Consider the following 18,170-nt stretch of genomic DNA (forward strand, 5'->3'; position numbering starts at 1 on the left):
GCAGGGATGAAGATTAAGACAGGGTTGTTAATATTAGCCATTTTTCTTCAGGGTTGTGTCAGCGATTTTGAAGAAAAATATGACTCAGAAAACCAGATTCAGAAGCATTTTAAAGATGCGACCACCCAGGATGAATCAAAAGCGAAGCCGTATATCAAGTACGACCGCGCATACATAGGGAAAAAGGTGGATTACAGCGTTGAGCAGCAGCGAATCATGGGAAAACATGTCAAAATTTCATCCTATGAACCCGCCACGCTGGCAGTCATTATGGACGCTGTCTCTGCACAAACGGGAATCAGTTACCGGATCAACGAGAGTGCGATAGGCGCAAAAGCCGGTGCGTCAAATAACAGCGGTAGCTGGAATACGGCGCGTAGCGTAAAATTTGATGGCACCTTTGAGGCGTTTATCCAGTATATCGCTTCTCTTTATGACGTAAGCCCAAAACTTGATAATCATAACGTTCTTAAAATAAATGTTTATGAAACGTATGTCATTAAGCTGGACTTTTATGGTGAAAACAATAAGACAGAAACGAACCTGGATCTTTCTGGTAACGAGGCGACTTCCAGCGGCGGGTTGACCGGAAAGACCGAAACCAAATTCGAATCATCTTTCTGGGATGATGTGGAGGATATGGCGAAGAATTATATTTCTTCAGGAAACTACAACCTATTCAAAGATTCTTCTGTCTTAATGGTTAACTCAAGACCGTCAGAGTATGAGGCGCTCAATCGTGCGTTAGATAAATGTAAAGCGGATAACAGCCGTCAGTTTATTGTTACCTATAAAATTTTCACGCTCGATAAATCGAAAGTGAAACAGCTTTCTGCCGGCGTTAACTTCTCTCTGGATGATGGGCAAAACACCATGAAGATCAGTTCAAGTTTGCTGGACTCATTAACGGGTGGCATATCGGCAGGCTGGAAAAACAGCAATGTTGATATCAGCAGCGGGCTGGATGCGTTATATAAGTTAACGGGTGACCGGACGTTACAAAGCGGTTCCTTTATCACGCGTAACAATATGGCGATACCGCTGAATATGACGAAGTCGCAAAATTACGTCTCCAGCAAAACCCGTACCGTCGATGACAATGGTGAGGTTAACGTCGCGGTCGAAACATCATCCATTATTACAGGGACCAGTTTTATCATCACCCCCCGCGTGCTTTCAGATGGTCGAATTGAGGTAGTGAGTGGTTTCACAAAACGGTATCTGGAAGGCATTGAAACTTATGATGATGTGCAGTTACCGAACGTAAGCACCACGGAATCATTTAATTCGTCAATTATTATGCCGGGCGATCTGCTAATGGTAGGCAAGTATGATGTGAAAGGTGAAAATGGTGGTCTGGAATATCAGGTCTTGGGTATCGGTGACAAAAATGAAGATGAATCTGCGACGATCGTCATGGTAATTGGCGTCGATTATTATCGTCAGCCTATTACTTCCCGATAGGAATAAATGGTTATGGATAAACTGTTACAGGATAATAATATCCTTACCGGTCTGCTCTGGGAACCGGACAGTATGTCTCACCTTGACCCTGGCGCGCAGGCAGCTTTTCGCGGAATGGTAAAGGCTAATCGTCGGGTAATCTATAAAGATTCTGACGGGCGTTTAGCAGTGGGTTATTGTGAGAAAATTTCTACCCTTTATGAGCCTTTTGCGATTTATATTAAAGAGTTATTTGGGGATGGCATCTATTTCTCACATGGTGATGATAATTTCACTTATCTGCTCATTATTAATGGTGGCCGGATTGTCAGTGGAACCGATTGCTTTATAGAGCGCAGCCTGTTTGATGAGCTCATGCGGCACCCGGAACAATATGAACACCTGGAAGTGACGTCGCTGACCGAAGTCCAGCTTTCTGTGGTGATAGAGAAATGCGCGGCGCATCAGCTCTCTCTGAAGCGACGTCGCAGATTCATTATTAGCTCCATTCTGGCTGGTGGTCTGATATTTTTGGCGCTGCTTGCTTTAGCACTTCATTTTCTGGTGACGGGGTAATTTATGCTGGAAAGTCTCTATTTCTGGAAAGGTAAGAGCGGAATATTTTCTACAAGTCGAATTATAATTATTATTCTGGTTATTGCTTTACTGTTGTGTGGCGCTGGTGCAGGCTATTGGTATTATTTTATAAAGATGCCGCAAGACGAAATGCTTGCTCAGCAACAGCAGGCTGCGCAGAAACTGCTTAACGATAAGGCTTCTGTACATGACTGGTATGAGAAATCATTAGAGGGAATGAGTATTGATTTCGGTATTCGCCTGATTGATGAAATTCATCGCAGCGTTATTCCGTTCGCATTGATTAAACTTCCTGTTGAGGGACGAAGTTATGGCTGTTCGCTAAAGTCGTGTCACATGACTTTTGAAATCGATCCCGCTGCTATTCTGACGCAACCAGAGTTAACTTTCTTTGGTAAAACCTACGCAGCATCATTTCCTGTAAAAAAAGGAAAGAACAGGTCGAATGGGGTTTCACTTGAATACAATGACATGAAAATTGCCCGCAAAGAAAACGGCTTATTAAGCGCGTATAAGAAGAACAAACCTTTGTCGTTATATTCCTGTAATGAGGTTATCTCTTATATCAAAAGCTATAACTCAACGTTGACGGGCGGAAAGGGTAAAAAGAAAAATGGCGAGATTGTATTTAAGACCCTGCCTAAATCGACAGTCGCAGCGCTGGAAAAAACATTAGCGGGGGACGTTAAGGCTTACGGTATGCTTTCAGCAGAGTGGAACATGACGCTGACAAAACCACACTCCACATCAGTGAACGAAGGGATATTATTACAGGTTGCCTTGTATAAACAGGCGTATCGGGATGCCTTTCTTATCAGGAAGATTGAAACAATTAACGATGGAATAAAAGTATCCGGAGGATTAGTATGCAAAGCGTAAAAAATATCATCATATTTGCAGTATTAATGGTGGGATCCGGACTGGTACAGGCCGCTCCGACTACTGACTTGCCGCCTGCACCCAAAAACCAGACCGGTAAACCAGCGCTGGTAGGCAATGGCGAGAAAGCTGCGTCTCCTGAGGTAAAAAATGTCGATGAGAAAGCCCTGAATGAACAGTCAGCGGAACTGACGATGCAGGATCATATTCAGGCACTCGTTGAGCAGGATTATCTATATCAGTCAGAATATCGCAAGCTACAGCAACAGGTTGAACTAGAAAAAATGTTGAGCGAAATTCGTAAGCTGCGCGGTGAAGATAAAATAAAAGCGAGGGCAACTCCAACTCCCGTAATCGAAGCGAAGATCAAGACTGAAAAGAGCGCGCCTGCGGTAAATACAGGTAATAATATTGCGAAGCCGCACGTAGTACTGGAATCAGTCATTGGCGGTCTTTCTCGGGTTGCTATTGCTAATCAACGCGGTGATACATTGTTATACGTCACTCCAGGAAATGTATTTTCCATGGACGGCGCACAATACATTTTAACCAAAGATCGTAAAAACGGGTTGCAAATTAAGGAAGCTAACCCGTGAATATAGATTTTAAACGAATAACGACTGAAGATATATTTTCCGGTCTTTGGGAATATCATGAATTTGAAGGAATAGGCATTAATGCTATTCATGATGGTTATGAGTATTTATTAGTACACACTATCAATATCGATAAGCTATTTGAATACAAGCTCCAGATAAGCCGGCTGAAATCAATGCATAAACGGCCAGTCATTGGCCTGGCGATAGTAACGGAAGAAGATTATTTTCATATACTGGAATTTATCTCTCTTAAAGCCCTTAACGCTGCGCATAATGATATTGATATCACAGACACGCAAAAACAGTTGGTCAATATCTTACAGCGCGTTGTAAATATGGGGGCCAGCGACCTTCATATTACACGGAATGATGTGTTGGCGTTGCTTGAGGCGCGCGTAAATGGCGTATTGATGCCGTTTATGCAGATTAAATCACAGCAGTGTGATGAACTGGTATTTGTTTTGTACAACGTAGAGGCTACAACCAGAGATACAACATGGAACCGGGCAATTCCGCAGAATGCGAATATTCTCTACAGTCTTAACGGTAAACCGTACCGCTTCCGTTATGCCCATTTTCCCATTTTTGGCGAAACGGCGGATTGTTACCATGCTGTGCTGCGTATTATTCCTTCCGGTTTGCAAAAAGATAACCTGGGCTCGCTGGATAAAATAGGCGTTTCGTCTGCCGAAATTGCCGATTTGAAAAAGATCCTTAGCAACCCTTATGGCGCGTATGTCATTGCGGGAACGACAGGTTCGGGCAAATCCACCACGCTGAAAAACCTGATGGAATGGCTACAAATTAACCGCTATGACGATCGCGGCTGCTTTTTGACGGTCGAAGATCCCGTGGAATATCAGATATACGGCGCCAAGCAAAGCTCCGTTGTCAGCGTCGAGGGGGGAGGCTTCCACGCCGCGATTAAATCCGCGTTACGCCGCGACCCGGATGTACTGATGGTGGGGGAGATTCGTGACAATGTTTCAGCTAACGCCCTAGCGGGCGCCGTTGAGAGTGGGCATTACTGTTTTACCACCGTGCATGCGGGCAATATCGTTTCACTCCTGCAGCGTATGTCCGCATTAGGTATCAGCAGTGACAAGCTCTCCACGCCAGGCTTCGTTGCTGGGTTGCAGTGTCAGAAACTGGTGCCGGTGCTTTGCGATACCTGTAAGCAAGTCCATGAAGAGATTACCCTTTCCGGCCGCACTTTTACTCTGTTCCGGGCAAGCGAGAAGGGGTGTGTAAAGTGTAAGAAGAGCGGTATCAAAGGACGGCAGCTGGCGATGGAGTATTTTTTGCCAACCTATGACGAACTGGCGGCTATCTCCCGGCAGGAGTGGCTTAATGTTTACACCCTGTGGCGGGAAAAAAGAAAGACAGCGGTAGGACTTGCTGAAGGGTTTGAGATCCGTGAAAAAGTCATGGCGCATGTGCTGCTTGGTCGTGTGGATGCGCGCTGGTACGCAATGGAATTTGGCGTATTGCCAACAGAAGATCTGGAGATGATCGTTGAAAAAATTCAGTAAGAAACAGCGCATCTATATCTACCAGTTTTGCGCAGACATGATTAAGGCCGGTCTGCCTTTGTATGATTCGATGCAAAAACTGCAAAAAGAAGGTCAATCTTTACTGGGGAAAGCCTTTAGTAAACGGTTGATGGATCTTATCACGCAAATGAAGCAGGAAACATCCGTTGCGGCTGTTTTCGAAGGTATGGTGCCGAATTCTGAACTGAGTGTGATCACCGCGGCGGAGAAAAGCGGCAGCCTTTCTGATGGATTTTTTACCCTGGTTTCGATTATTAAATACAACGATGAACTGCGTAAAAAGATCATCGGTGCGCTTATATTTCCCCTGATAATGATTACCTTGTCGTTAATTGTTATTGCCGGCTATTCGCAAAAGGTATTCCCCGCCTTTGCCTCCGTTGTGCCGATTGATAAATGGCCAACCGTGACACAGAATCTCTATAATTTTGGCGTGGCACTTTACGAGGGGTTGTGGCTAAAAATTCTACTGGGATTTATCTTTCTGGTTATCTTTTCACGGCTGACAATGGCCAATTTTAGCGGCACAATAAGGAATAAGGTTCTCGACAGAATTATGCCGTTCTCAACTTATCGGCAGCTAACTTCCTCCATTTTTTTGAATAATTTGTCGCTAATGTTGAGTAACAATATTCCTCTGACGGATGCGCTTTCAATTATTCAGCTCAATGCTAACCGTTGGCTAAAATGGCATCTTTTCACCATGCTGGAGAAAATGGCGCACGGCGTGAATTATGGCAAAGCGCTCGATACCGGACTGATGGGCGCGGAAGAGTTACTCAACATCAGCCTGTATGCCGATCTCCCCTCGTTTAATGAGGTTTTGCTCTCGGTATCGGAGCGTTCCCGCGAACATATACAGGAATATATTAAAAAACTTGCCGGACTGTTAAAGAACTTAGCCACCGTTATCCTGGGCGGGAGTGTAATCTGGGTGTTTCTGGCGCTGTTCTCATTAATGGATACGTTATCGAAAAGTGCAGTAGGATGATTCATGGATGGATTAAATATGAATATATTCAACAGGAAATACCTGGCGGCTCTGGGCTGTTTATGGCTTATTTTTAGCGCGCCACAGGCGTTTTCCGCCAATAAATATGGTTTTGGTAGTGTATTGAGAATGTGTCCGTTTTGGTCAACTCCGTTTCCCGTTGGGTTTAGAATGCCTGCCCCCGGCCTCAAAACTTATGTATTAGATATGGAGGTCAACTTAATCTATATATCTGCCGATAATACAGCCGACATTGACGATTACGTCAATTTATATAATGTCAATGGTGTAGAAACATGGCCTGGAACTGGAATATTAAAAGGTAATGCAACGGCGGCGTGTAAGACCTCTTCGGCATGTCAAAAAAGCAGCAGCGGAACCGTAGGAAAAGGCGTTTCTGCCTATGATTCGCTAGCAGCTGAATTTACGGGAGAAGACATTCGTGTTGCTCAAAAGTCGATCAGCCCATCGAGTAGCTCATCATTCACTTGGTTTTATTTGCCAGTGAGGAAATATAAGCTATTGCGCATTGAGGTGTTTGTGCCCAATCAGCTTGATAACGGAGTTGGCCATTCAGAGCCGTTTTTTGTGGAATACCGCGCAGCAGGCAACAAAGACGAGCTGCAACTTGTTTCTATGGGAGGAACCGCGGCGGCGGGGAATTTTAACGGGGTTAATTTACCTGATACGCTGCGCTTAACGCAAAATTCTGGCCTGCAAATCTGGCTAAACCATAGCACGTCAACTCCGGCGGATGATGTTTCTGATTTGTTGCCCTATGCGAAGGTCTTTCCATTCCAGTCGACTCAGTTAGCTTCTCTGCCGGAAAGTTGTCAATAATGCGCATGACGAATATAGAAGCTTTCTTCTCACCTGGCTATCCCTGGCTCGCGCTGCTTCTGGGATTATTCATTGGCAGCTTTCTCAACGTCGTTATTTATCGCTTACCGATAATGCTGATGCGTGAAACCGCAGACGATGAAGAAAGAAACGCGCTTCCCGCGGTAAATTTATGGTGGCCGCCGTCTCACTGCCCATGCTGCCAGCACAATGTTATGCCCTGGGATAACATTCCCGTGGTGAGCTGGTTGCTGTTACGCGGCAGATGTCGCCATTGCCATTGCACAATTTCGGGTATTTATCCGTTAAGTGAGGCGGTCATTGGCGTTGTGTTTTGCACTCTGGTTTACTGGCTTTATCCGCAATATAGCTTACTCCAGCTCGCGTTCATGGCGTTATTTCTCTGCCTGTTGTACACCCTTGCGGTTATCGACATCCGCACCTTTTTGCTTCCTGACTGCCTGGTGTTTTTATTGCTGTGGGCGGGACTTATTGCCTCTGTACGCCACCTTATTCCAATTTCACCGCGGGATAGCGTAATGGGCGCCGTTTTTATATGGGGCTTTACCTGGCTAATGGCCGAAGGTTACCGCTGGATAACCGGTCGGGAAGGTTTCGGTAAAGGGGACGTTAAGCTGTTCGCCGCGTGTGCGACATGGTTAGGGGTGGAAAATATTGCGGTGCTGATGCTGGGCTCAGCCCTGTTGGGTCTTTGCCTGTTTCTGTTTCGCTACTTCTATATCCGCAGATTCGCGCCGCAGGGGGAGCTGGCGAAACAGGGATACATACCATTTGGCCCGGCGATCGTTGTGATGTCGATCTATCTAATGTATACGGCGGTGCTTAACCTGTGATCACTCTTCTGCTTTCGTTACTTTTGCTGCGCGCTGCGCCAGATATGTATCGGGACGAGGTTGCGCGTGATGAATTCAGCGTGACGGTATCGCTCATTCCGCCCGCTCCACGACAATACACTACCGTGCCAGCCATGACGGGGCGAATACCACGTACGCTTTATTTATTGTCGCTGCCAGTATGGCGGCCAGTGCATCAGCAGAAAACCTGTGCAACAGCGGTGCTGATGAATCAGCCGCCAGTAACAACATCGCCTTTAATACGGCAGCGCTATCAGCCTTGTTTCGATGATCTTCAGACTGGTAAACACCATGCGAACCTTATTGAGACCCGACGGGAAACCGACCCTCTCTCCTGTCGCATCAGCGCTGCTATCTTGTCACGTCGCGCTTTTATGACGTGGCCCTCTGACGTTACGGTGAACGCCGATGCCGATGATGATCTTTCCTGCGCGCAGGTTATGGCGCTGGCAAGCTTCTTTCCTGCTGGCGTTGTATCTACCGATCGCTTTGCAACCAATCCGGCTCCTGATAATGATACGGCGAGCAGCTTTTTTTCGGTGCTGAATCTGACGATCCCCACGAACAGCGCCCCAGCGCCAAACTGGCAGTCTTTATCGAATCGTCATGCCGTTTCTGAGGTCGATACCCTGCCTGCCGGGGCGTTTATCTTCCCCCTGACGCACGAAATTGTTGTAACGTCTCCTTATGGCATGCGTTACCACCCGGTCACCCGTCAGTTTATGCGGCATGAAGGCGTGGATCTGCGCGCACCGGTAAATAGCCCGGTAATGTCGGTTGCCGATGGCGAAGTGACGGCGACCGGCTATGGTCCGGTGACGGGGTTCTATATTACCGTCAGTCATGCCGATGGCTGGAGCAGCCGCTATTTGCATTTAAATACGCTTCAGGTTCATAAAGGCGATAAGGTATTCAGAGGCAATGTTATCGCCTTATCAGGGGCGACCGGGCGAATCAACGGTCCTCATCTCCACCTGGAACTCAGCCATCATCACCAGTTGGTAAACCCAATGGAGGTGCTTTTTGCGTCGACATTAAACCCCAATGCCAGGCGGGCGTCGCACGTGGCAGATACACAGGCGGTTATCGAGCCGGTGGATATGACGCCGACCATCGCTTTGATTAGTGGGGAAGGGGAGAATTTGCAGATAGGCGTGCGCGTCGGTAAAAAAACCACCTTCTACGCGCAGAGAGAACCCGTAGAGACGCCGGATGGCGTATGGCGCATTGTTAAACGGTATGGAAAATACAGGCTCGTGAAAGTGTCGCCGGAAGCGAAACCCGAATAGCCGGCTGTTTTATAGCCGTTTTTCCGCCGTTAACCGGCAGAATGCGGCGCTTTTGCTGTTTTTTTCCGCAGTTGATACAATGCACTAAAAATGCCCTTGCGAAGGTGATTCGCTTTGGTTAGTATTCACACCCGCTTCAGTGGGAAACAGTAAATATTCCCGCTTTAATGGTCGAAGCATTGTACGCGGCAACTCCGCAAGGAACAGGTTGATTATGCACGAAGCTCTTTTAGTAGTTTTCCTTATTGTGGCAATTGGCCTGGTAGGCTTGATCATGCTGCAGCAAGGTAAAGGCGCTGATATGGGAGCCTCTTTTGGCGCAGGCGCTTCTGGTACTCTGTTTGGTTCAAGTGGTTCTGGTAACTTCATGACCCGTATGACAGCTGTATTGGGAACCTTGTTCTTCATCATCAGTCTGGTGCTGGGTAACATGAACAGCAATAAGACCAATAAAGGAAGTGAGTGGGAAAATCTGAGCGCACCGGCGAAAACCGAGCAAACTCAGCCAGCTGCTCCGGCTCAGCCGACCAGCGATATCCCACACTAAGTATTCTGTACCGAGGTGGTGGAATTGGTAGACACGCTACCTTGAGGTGGTAGTGCCCTAACGGGCTTGTGGGTTCGAGTCCCATCCTCGGTACCAAATTCCAGAAAAAGACGCTGCAAAGCGTCTTTTTTTTTCGTCTGTTACTCGTGGCTGTCTGTAGGTCGGATAAGGCGTTTACGCCGCCATCCGACATTATTGCAACGCCTGATGGCGCTACGTTTATCAGGCCTACAGACACCTTATATTCCGCGCATAAAAAAGGCCGCTTTCGCGGCCTTAAAATGATGAATGCTTACTTTGCTTTGTTTTCCAGATTCTCAACCTGCGGCAGGCCGGTCGTTGAAGAGGCGGTCAACAGACCGGCTTTCGCGTAGCCGAAAAGCTTCTCGCGGGTATCGGTGATATCCAGATTACGCATTGTCAGCTGGCCGATACGATCGTCAGGTGAGAATACTGACTCGCCTTTCTCCATGGTCAGACGTTCTGGCTTGTAAGTCAGATTATCAGAGACGGTATTGAGGATGGAGTAGTCGTTGCCGCGGCGCAGCTCCAGCGTCACTTCGCCGGTAATCTGGCTGGCGACCCAACGCTGCAGACCATCACGCAGCATCAACGCCTGCGAGTCGAACCAGCGGCCCTGGTACAGTAGTTTGCCCAACTGACGGCCATGAGAGTGATATTGCTCAATGGTGTCTTCGTTATGGATACCGGTCAGCAGACGCTCGTAAGCGATGTGCAGCAGCGCCATCCCCGGGGCTTCATAGATACCACGGCTCTTAGCTTCAATAATACGGTTTTCAATCTGATCGCTCATGCCCAGACCGTGACGACCGCCGATGCGGTTGGCTTCCAGCATCATCTCAACGTCGTCGCTGAAGGTTTTACCGTTTAGCGCTACAGGATGACCCTGTTCAAAGCGTACGGTCACTTCTTCTGCCGGGATCTTCACGCTCTCATCCCAGAACTTCACGCCCATAATCGGGTTGACGATTTTGACGCTGGAATTCAGGAATTCCAGGTCTTTTGCTTCGTGGGTCGCGCCGAGCATATTGGAGTCAGTGGAGTACGCTTTCTCGACAGACATTTTGTAGTCGAAACCGCAGGCGATCATAAATTCGGACATCTCATGGCGACCACCCAACTCGTCGATAAAATCGGTATCCAACCATGGTTTGTAAATCTGCAGTTCCGCGTTGGTCAGCAGGCCGTAACGATAGAAACGTTCAATATCGTTGCCTTTATAGGTGCTGCCGTCACCCCAGATATTCACGCCATCTTCTTTCATGGCGGCAACCAGCATGGTGCCGGTGACTGCACGGCCCAGTGGGGTGGTATTAAAATAGGTTAGTCCGCCAGTAGTGTTGTGGAATGCGCCGCACTGAATGGCTGCGATCCCTTCGGCAACCAGTTGCTTACGGCAATCTACCAGGCGAGCATTCTCAGCACCATATTCCATTGCGCGGCGAGGAATGGCGTCATAGTCATCCTCATCCGGCTGGCCCAAATTCGCAGTATATGCATATGGGACAGCCCCTTTTTGTCGCATCCACAGCAGTGCTGCACTGGTGTCCAGGCCGCCGGAAAAAGCGATACCAATACGTTGACCTACCGGGAGATGCTTGAGAATCGTCGTCATAAAATAAAACCCTGCTTGATAGACTGGTGAAGAGGTCGGCTTATTATACTAAATGCATTTTTATGCAAAATAAATGAGTTTTCATTTAATCATCTTTTCTGGATGACAGGAAGAGTTTAGTGATAATTTCGTTAAATAACGGCGCGGCCGGTACATTTATCTTGATTACCACCCGCTGGTCAGCATTCATTGATTTGCATAGTGGTAACAAGGTTGACATAACACATAGAGTATCAATATACTGTGCGCAGATTTTACGTCCCGTCCTCGGTACCAAATCCCAGCAGTATTTGCATTTTTTACCCAAAACGAGTAAAATTTGCCACGTTTCAGGCGCGGGGTGGAGCAGCCTGGTAGCTCGTCGGGCTCATAACCCGAAGGTCGTCGGTTCAAATCCGGCCCCCGCAACCACTTTCCCTTAGAGTTCTTTTTCAAATATACTGTGAAGACTTAGGCCTTCGTAGCTGGATTTGAAAAAAATTCTTTCGGAAGGTTCTCCGAACCGCAGGTGCGGTTATAGGGTTCAGTTATCTAAAGCCCCGATTTATCGGGGTTTTTTGTTATCTGACTACAGAATAACTGGGCTTTAGGCCCTTTTTTTATGTCTTGGGGGTGGGCTTGTCCACATTAGAGCAAAAATTAACAGAGATGATTACAGCCCCGGTTGAAGCCCTGGGCTACGAACTGGTCGGCATCGAATTTATTCGCGGTCGCACATCCACACTGCGCATCTATATTGATAGTGAAGATGGCATCAATGTTGATGATTGTGCTGATGTGAGCCATCAGGTAAGCGCCGTGATGGATGTCGAAGACCCAATCACCGTTGCCTATAACCTGGAAGTTTCCTCGCCGGGTCTCGACCGTCCTCTGTTCACTGCTGAACACTACGTGCGTTTCCTGGGGGAAGAAGTCACGCTGGTTCTTCGTATGGCGGTTCAAAACCGTCGTAAATGGCAGGGCGTTATCAAAGCGGTGGACGGTGAGATGATCACGGTCACAGTCGAAGGTAAAGATGAAGTGTTCGCGCTGAGTAATATCCAGAAGGCGAACCTGGTTCCCCACTTTTAACAGTCTGGATTGAGGTGAAAAGCCCGCGATGAACAAAGAAATTTTGGCTGTTGTTGAAGCCGTATCCAACGAAAAAGCGCTGCCACGCGAGAAAATTTTTGAAGCGCTGGAAAGTGCGCTGGCTACAGCAACAAAGAAAAAATATGAGCAAGAGATCGACGTCCGCGTAGAAATTGATCGTAAAAGCGGTGATTTCGATACCTTCCGTCGTTGGGTAATCGTAGAAGAAGTTACCCAGCCAACCAAAGAAATTACGCTGGAAGCGGCACGCTTCGAAGACGAAAGCCTGAACGTGGGCGACTATGTTGAAGATCAGATTGAATCTGTCACCTTTGACCGTATCACCACCCAGACTGCGAAACAGGTTATCGTACAGAAAGTACGTGAAGCTGAACGCGCAATGGTTGTTGATCAGTTCCGCGAACACGAAGGCGAAATCGTTACGGGTGTGGTGAAAAAAGTTAACCGTGACAACATTTCCCTGGATCTGGGCAGCAATGCTGAAGCCGTGATCCTGCGCGAAGACATGCTGCCGCGTGAAAACTTCCGCCCTGGCGACCGTATTCGTGGCGTTCTGTACTCTGTGCGCCCGGAAGCGCGCGGCGCGCAACTGTTCGTCACCCGTTCCAAACCGGAAATGCTGGTTGAGTTGTTCCGCATTGAAGTGCCAGAAATTGGCGAAGAAGTGATTGAAATTAAAGCGGCTGCTCGCGATCCGGGCTCTCGTGCGAAAATCGCCGTTAAGACCAACGATAAGCGTATTGATCCGGTCGGCGCGTGTGTGGGTATGCGCGGTGCGCGCGTTCAGGCGGTCTCTACCGAACTGGGCGGCGAGCGTATCGATATCGTCCTGTGGGATGATAACCCGGCGCAGTTCGTGATTAACGCAATGGCGCCAGCAGATGTCGCTTCTATCGTGGTGGATGAAGACAAACACACCATGGATATCGCGGTTGAAGCCGGTAACCTGGCTCAGGCGATTGGACGTAACGGTCAGAACGTCCGCCTGGCTTCACAACTGAGCGGTTGGGAACTCAACGTAATGACCGTTGATGACCTGCAAGCGAAGCATCAGGCTGAAGCACATGCCGCCATCGATACCTTCACCAAATATCTCGATATCGATGAAGATTTCGCGACAGTTCTGGTGGAAGAAGGTTTTGCGACGCTGGAAGAACTGGCCTACGTGCCAATGAAAGAACTGCTGGAAATTGACGGCCTTGATGAACCGACCGTTGAAGCGCTGCGCGAGCGTGCTAAAAACGCACTGACCACTCTGGCACTGGCCCAGGAAGAAAGCCTCGGTGATAACAAACCGGCTGACGATCTGCTGAATCTGGAAGGATTGGATCGCGATATGGCCTTCAAACTGGCTGCCCGTGGTGTTTGTACGCTGGAAGATCTCGCCGAACAGGGCATTGATGATCTGGCTGATATCGAAGGGTTGACCGACGAAAAAGCCGGTGAGCTGATTATGGCTGCCCGTAATATTTGCTGGTTCGGTGACGAAGCGTAATAAACTGTAGCAGGAAGGAACAGTATGACAGATGTAACCGTAAAAACGCTGGCTGCAGAGATACAGACCTCCGTGGATCGCCTGGTACAGCAATTTGCTGATGCAGGTATCCGGAAGTCTGCTGATGACTCTGTGTCCGCACAAGAGAAACAAACCTTACTGGCGCATCTGAACCGTGAGAACGGCTCAGCGCCGGATAAGTTGACATTGCAGCGTAAAACGCGCAGTACTCTCAATATTCCAGGTACCGGTGGGAAAAGCAAATCGGTACAAATCGAAGTCCGCAAGACACGCACCTTTGTGAAACGCGATCCGCAAGAGGCTGAACGCCTGGCCGCGGAAGAGCAGGCGCAGCGTGAAGCGGAAGAGCAAGCCCGTCGTGAGGCAGAAGAAGCTGCTAAACGCGAGGCGCAACAAAAAGCCGAACGTGAGGCCGCAGAACAAGCTAAGCGTGAAGCCGCTGATAAAGCGAAACGTGAAGCTGCGGAAAAAGACAAAGTGAGCAATCAACAGACCGACGATATGACTAAAACCGCCCAGGCCGAAAAAGCCCGCCGTGAAAATGAAGCCGCAGAACTGAAACGTAAAGCGGAAGAAGAAGCACGTCGCAAGCTTGAAGAAGAAGCTCGCCGCGTAGCGGAAGAAGCTCGCCGTATGGCGGAAGAAAACGAGAAAAATGGTGTGGATAACGCTGAACCTGTTGAAGATACCAGCGATTATCACGTCACGACTTCTCAGCACGCTCGCCAGGCAGAAGACGAAAACGATCGTGAAGTTGAAGGCGGCCGTGGTCGTACTCGCAGCGCGAAAGCCGCGCGTCCGGCGAAGAAAGGCAACAAACACGCTGAATCGAAAGCCGACCGTGAAGAAGCGCGCGCCGCAGTTCGTGGTGGTAAAGGCGGTAAACAGCGTAAAGGTTCCGCTCTGCAGCAGGGCTTCCAGAAGCCAGCTCAGGCCGTTAACCGTGACGTTGTGATCGGCGAAACCATCACCGTTGGCGAACTGGCTAACAAGATGGCGGTTAAAGGCTCTCAGGTCATCAAAGCGATGATGAAACTGGGCGCAATGGCGACCATCAACCAGGTCATCGACCAGGAAACCGCACAACTGGTTGCCGAAGAGATGGGCCACAAAGTTATCCTGCGTCGTGAAAACGAGCTGGAAGAAGCAGTAATGAGCGACCGTGACACCGGCGCTGCGGCTGAACCGCGCGCACCGGTTGTAACCATCATGGGTCACGTTGACCACGGTAAAACTTCCCTGCTGGACTACATTCGTTCTACGAAAGTGGCTTCTGGCGAAGCGGGCGGCATTACTCAGCACATCGGTGCGTACCACGTTGAAACTGACAACGGTATGATCACCTTCCTGGATACTCCGGGTCACGCCGCGTTTACCTCTATGCGTGCTCGTGGTGCTCAGGCAACGGATATCGTGGTTCTGGTTGTTGCAGCAGACGACGGCGTGATGCCGCAGACCATCGAAGCTATCCAGCACGCGAAAGCGGCAGGTGTGCCGGTAGTCGTGGCAGTCAACAAAATCGATAAACCAGAAGCGGATCCGGATCGCGTTAAAAACGAACTGTCCCAGTACGGCATCATGCCGGAAGAGTGGGGCGGCGAAAGCCAGTTCGTCCACGTTTCTGCGAAAGCCGGTACCGGTATCGACGAACTGCTGGATGCGATCCTGCTGCAGGCCGAAGTTCTGGAGCTGAAAGCTGTTCGTAAAGGTATGGCGAGCGGCGCGGTAATCGAATCCTTCCTGGATAAAGGTCGTGGTCCGGTTGCTACCGTCCTGGTGCGTGAAGGTACGCTGCATAAAGGCGACATCGTACTGTGTGGCTTCGAATACGGCCGTGTGCGTGCGATGCGTAACGAACTGGGTCAGGAAGTTCTGGAAGCAGGTCCGTCCATTCCGGTGGAAATCCTCGGTCTGTCCGGTGTTCCGGCTGCCGGTGACGAAGTGACCGTGGTGCGTGACGAGAAGAAAGCCCGTGAAGTTGCACTGTATCGTCAGGGCAAATTCCGTGAAGTTAAACTGGCTCGTCAGCAGAAATCTAAACTTGAGAACATGTTCGCCAACATGACCGATGGCGAAGTTCACGAAGTGAACGTCGTACTGAAAGCTGACGTACAGGGTTCTGTAGAAGCGATCTCCGACTCCTTACTGAAACTGTCTACCGACGAAGTGAAAGTGAAGATCATCGGTTCCGGCGTAGGTGGTATCACTGAAACCGACGCGACCCTGGCTGCGGCGTCCAACGCGATTCTGGTTGGCTTCAACGTCCGTGCTGATGCTTCTGCGCGTAAAGTGATCGAATCTGAAAGTCTGGATCTGCGTTACTACTCCGTCATCTATCATCTGATCGACGAAGTGAAAGCGGCGATGAGCGGTATGCTGTCTCCGGAACTGAAACAGCAGATCATTGGTCTGGCTGAAGTGCGCGATGTGTTTAAATCACCGAAATTTGGTGCGATCGCGGGCTGTATGGTTACCGAAGGTACTATCAAGCGTCACAACCCAATCCGCGTCCTGCGCGACAACGTGGTTATCTATGAAGGCGAGCTGGAATCCCTGCGCCGCTTCAAAGATGACGTTAACGAAGTCCGTAACGGTATGGAATGTGGTATCGGCGTTAAGAACTACAACGACGTTCGCGTTGGCGATATGATCGAAGTGTTCGAGATCATCGAGATCAAACGTACTATCGCATAATCTTCGTAATGCCCGGTGGTACTTCGTTTACCGGGCCTACGTTAGGATTGTTAGCCGGGTTGTAGGCCTGATAAGCGTAGCGCCATCAGGCTTTAAAGCGCCACCCGGCAAGAAATTTAAAAAGGGGCTTATGGCCCCTTTTTTGTCATTATTCTGGAGAATTTATTATGGCGAAAGAATTTGGTCGCCCGCAGCGTGTGGCGCAGGAGATGCAGAAAGAAATCGCACTCATCTTGCAACGCGAAATCAAAGATCCGCGCGTAGGCATGATGACTACCGTATCTGGTGTTGAGATGTCCCGTGACCTGGCGTATGCCAAAGTATTCGTGACTTTCCTTAACGACCAGGACGAAGCGGCTGTGAAAAACGGCATTAAGGCCCTGCAGGAAGCCTCTGGTTTTATCCGCTCCCTGCTGGGGAAAGCGATGCGTCTGCGTATCGTGCCTGAACTGACCTTCTTCTACGACAACTCGTTGGTTGAAGGGATGCGTATGTCTAACCTGGTGACCAGCGTGGTGAAACATGACGATGAACGTCGTGTGAACCCAGCGGACGACAGCAAGGAGGACTGATGAGTCGTCCTCGTCGTCGTGGTCGCGACATTCACGGTGTCCTGCTGCTGGATAAGCCGCAGGGCATGTCCAGCAATGACGTACTGCAAAAAGTAAAGCGCATCTACAATGCCAACCGTGCGGGTCATACCGGCGCGTTGGATCCGCTGGCGACGGGCATGCTGCCTATCTGCCTCGGCGAAGCGACGAAGTTTTCACAGTATTTGCTGGATTCTGACAAACGCTATCGCGTAGTAGCCCGCCTGGGGCAACGTACTGACACCTCCGATGCTGACGGGCAAATCGTGCAGGAACGTCCGGTAACCTTCAGCGCAGAGCAACTTGCGAGCGCACTGGAGACTTTCCGCGGCGATATCGAGCAGATTCCGTCAATGTATTCGGCGCTGAAGTATCAGGGTAAAAAGCTGTACGAATATGCGCGTCAGGGCATTGAAGTGCCGCGTGAAGCGCGCCCGATTACCGTCTATGAGCTGCTGTTTATTCGTCATGAAGGTAACGAGCTGGAGCTGGAAGTTCACTGCTCCAAAGGCACCTATATTCGCACTATTATCGACGATCTGGGCGAGAAGCTCGGCTGTGGTGCGCACGTAACGTACCTGCGTCGTCTGACGGTCAGCAAGTATCCGGTGGATCGTATGGTGACGCTGGAACACTTGCGCGAGCTGGTTGAACAGGCTGAGCAGCAGAACATTCAGGCCGCTCAGTTGCTTGATCCCTTGCTGATGCCAATGGACAGTCCAGCATCGGACTATCCTGTTGTTAATTTGCCTTTAACATCGTCGGTTTACTTTAAAAATGGTAACCCGGTACGTACGACAGGTGTCCCGCTGGAAGGCCTGGTGCGTGTGACGGAAGGCGATGACGGCAAATTTATCGGCATGGGGGAGATCGACGATGAAGGTCGTGTCGCCCCCCGTCGCCTGGTGGTTGAGTATCCTGCATAGCGCTCTCTGTCTTGCGATAAAAGGGCGCTGCGAGTAGAATACTGCCGCTTAACGTCGCGTGAATTGTTTAACAATCTGCGTGGCGTATACACAAAATCATTCG

General features: G+C 49.4%; 16 protein-coding genes and 2 tRNA genes. 17 read left to right on the plus strand and 1 reads right to left on the minus strand.

From position 1 onward, the window contains the following. The first annotated feature begins 6 nt into the window (after nucleotides 1–6). The 11 genes from M4I31_RS02800 (at nucleotide 7) to M4I31_RS02850 (ending at nucleotide 9,709) form a co-directional block, all read left to right on the plus strand. A complete protein-coding gene (locus M4I31_RS02800; RefSeq protein WP_085048921.1) occupies nucleotides 7–1,464 on the plus strand; it encodes a type II and III secretion system protein in 1,458 nt (485 codons plus the stop codon). A 12-nt stretch (nucleotides 1,465–1,476) separates the two neighbouring features. Beyond that, on the plus strand, nucleotides 1,477–2,019 hold the full coding sequence (locus M4I31_RS02805; protein WP_085048650.1) for a pilus assembly protein: 543 nt from the start codon (nucleotides 1,477–1,479) through the stop codon (nucleotides 2,017–2,019). 3 nt (nucleotides 2,020–2,022) lie between these two features. Next, nucleotides 2,023–2,919, plus strand: a complete 897-nt coding sequence (locus M4I31_RS02810; RefSeq protein WP_085048651.1) for a hypothetical protein — start codon at nucleotides 2,023–2,025, stop codon at nucleotides 2,917–2,919. Beyond that, on the plus strand, nucleotides 2,907–3,515 hold the full coding sequence (locus M4I31_RS02815; RefSeq protein ID WP_051594486.1) for a hypothetical protein: 609 nt from the start codon (nucleotides 2,907–2,909) through the stop codon (nucleotides 3,513–3,515). Before M4I31_RS02810 ends, M4I31_RS02815 begins: the two co-directional genes overlap by 13 nt. Nucleotides 3,516–3,691: 176 nt before the next feature. Continuing rightward, nucleotides 3,692–5,050 (plus strand): ATPase, T2SS/T4P/T4SS family, encoded by a 1,359-nt coding sequence (locus M4I31_RS02820; RefSeq protein ID WP_170973651.1) that lies wholly within the window; start codon nucleotides 3,692–3,694, stop codon nucleotides 5,048–5,050. Then, on the plus strand, nucleotides 5,034–6,062 hold the full coding sequence (locus tag M4I31_RS02825; RefSeq protein WP_085048653.1) for a type II secretion system F family protein: 1,029 nt from the start codon (nucleotides 5,034–5,036) through the stop codon (nucleotides 6,060–6,062). Before M4I31_RS02820 ends, M4I31_RS02825 begins: the two co-directional genes overlap by 17 nt. Before the next feature lie 3 nt (nucleotides 6,063–6,065). Then, complete coding sequence (locus M4I31_RS02830; protein WP_137350633.1) at nucleotides 6,066–6,902, plus strand: hypothetical protein; 837 nt, start codon at nucleotides 6,066–6,068, stop codon at nucleotides 6,900–6,902. Continuing rightward, nucleotides 6,902–7,756, plus strand: coding sequence for an A24 family peptidase (locus M4I31_RS02835; protein WP_085048655.1), 855 nt, complete (start codon nucleotides 6,902–6,904; stop codon nucleotides 7,754–7,756). Before M4I31_RS02830 ends, M4I31_RS02835 begins: the two co-directional genes overlap by 1 nt. Next, a complete protein-coding gene (locus M4I31_RS02840) occupies nucleotides 7,753–9,066 on the plus strand; it encodes a M23 family metallopeptidase (RefSeq protein ID WP_085048656.1) in 1,314 nt (437 codons plus the stop codon). The genes M4I31_RS02835 and M4I31_RS02840 overlap by 4 nt, the downstream gene beginning before the upstream one ends. Nucleotides 9,067–9,280: 214 nt before the next feature. After that, nucleotides 9,281–9,613 (plus strand): preprotein translocase subunit SecG, encoded by a 333-nt coding sequence (gene secG / locus M4I31_RS02845; protein ID WP_006687886.1) that lies wholly within the window; start codon nucleotides 9,281–9,283, stop codon nucleotides 9,611–9,613. A 9-nt stretch (nucleotides 9,614–9,622) separates the two neighbouring features. After that, nucleotides 9,623–9,709, plus strand: a tRNA-Leu gene (locus M4I31_RS02850). A 196-nt stretch (nucleotides 9,710–9,905) separates the two neighbouring features. Here M4I31_RS02850 and argG read toward each other — a convergent pair. Next, complete coding sequence (gene argG, locus M4I31_RS02855) at nucleotides 9,906–11,249, minus strand: argininosuccinate synthase (protein WP_006687887.1); 1,344 nt, start codon at nucleotides 11,247–11,249, stop codon at nucleotides 9,906–9,908. A 334-nt stretch (nucleotides 11,250–11,583) separates the two neighbouring features. On the opposite strand from argG, the gene M4I31_RS02860 reads away from it, so the two are divergent. The 6 genes from M4I31_RS02860 (at nucleotide 11,584) to truB (ending at nucleotide 18,067) form a co-directional block, all read left to right on the plus strand. Next, nucleotides 11,584–11,660: transfer RNA gene (locus M4I31_RS02860), tRNA-Met, on the plus strand. Between the two features lie 207 nt (nucleotides 11,661–11,867). Beyond that, nucleotides 11,868–12,320 (plus strand): ribosome maturation factor RimP, encoded by a 453-nt coding sequence (gene rimP, locus M4I31_RS02865; protein ID WP_003024996.1) that lies wholly within the window; start codon nucleotides 11,868–11,870, stop codon nucleotides 12,318–12,320. Nucleotides 12,321–12,348: 28 nt separating this feature from the next. Continuing rightward, nucleotides 12,349–13,836: a transcription termination factor NusA gene (gene nusA, locus M4I31_RS02870; RefSeq protein WP_038634199.1), complete on the plus strand. Its 1,488-nt coding sequence runs from the start codon at nucleotides 12,349–12,351 to the stop codon at nucleotides 13,834–13,836. 24 nt (nucleotides 13,837–13,860) lie between these two features. Continuing rightward, on the plus strand, nucleotides 13,861–16,551 hold the full coding sequence (infB, locus tag M4I31_RS02875) for a translation initiation factor IF-2 (RefSeq protein WP_038634196.1): 2,691 nt from the start codon (nucleotides 13,861–13,863) through the stop codon (nucleotides 16,549–16,551). A gap of 167 nt (nucleotides 16,552–16,718) precedes the next feature. Beyond that, nucleotides 16,719–17,123 (plus strand): 30S ribosome-binding factor RbfA, encoded by a 405-nt coding sequence (gene rbfA / locus M4I31_RS02880; RefSeq protein WP_003024988.1) that lies wholly within the window; start codon nucleotides 16,719–16,721, stop codon nucleotides 17,121–17,123. Continuing rightward, entirely contained in the window at nucleotides 17,123–18,067 is a 945-nt protein-coding gene (truB, locus tag M4I31_RS02885; protein WP_085048658.1) for a tRNA pseudouridine(55) synthase TruB, read from the plus strand. The genes rbfA and truB overlap by 1 nt, the downstream gene beginning before the upstream one ends. The last annotated feature ends 103 nt before the right edge of the window (nucleotides 18,068–18,170 follow it).

It is taken from the genome of Citrobacter sp. XT1-2-2 (assembly GCF_023516235.1).
Taxonomy (GTDB): Bacteria; Pseudomonadota; Gammaproteobacteria; order Enterobacterales; family Enterobacteriaceae; genus Citrobacter; species Citrobacter werkmanii.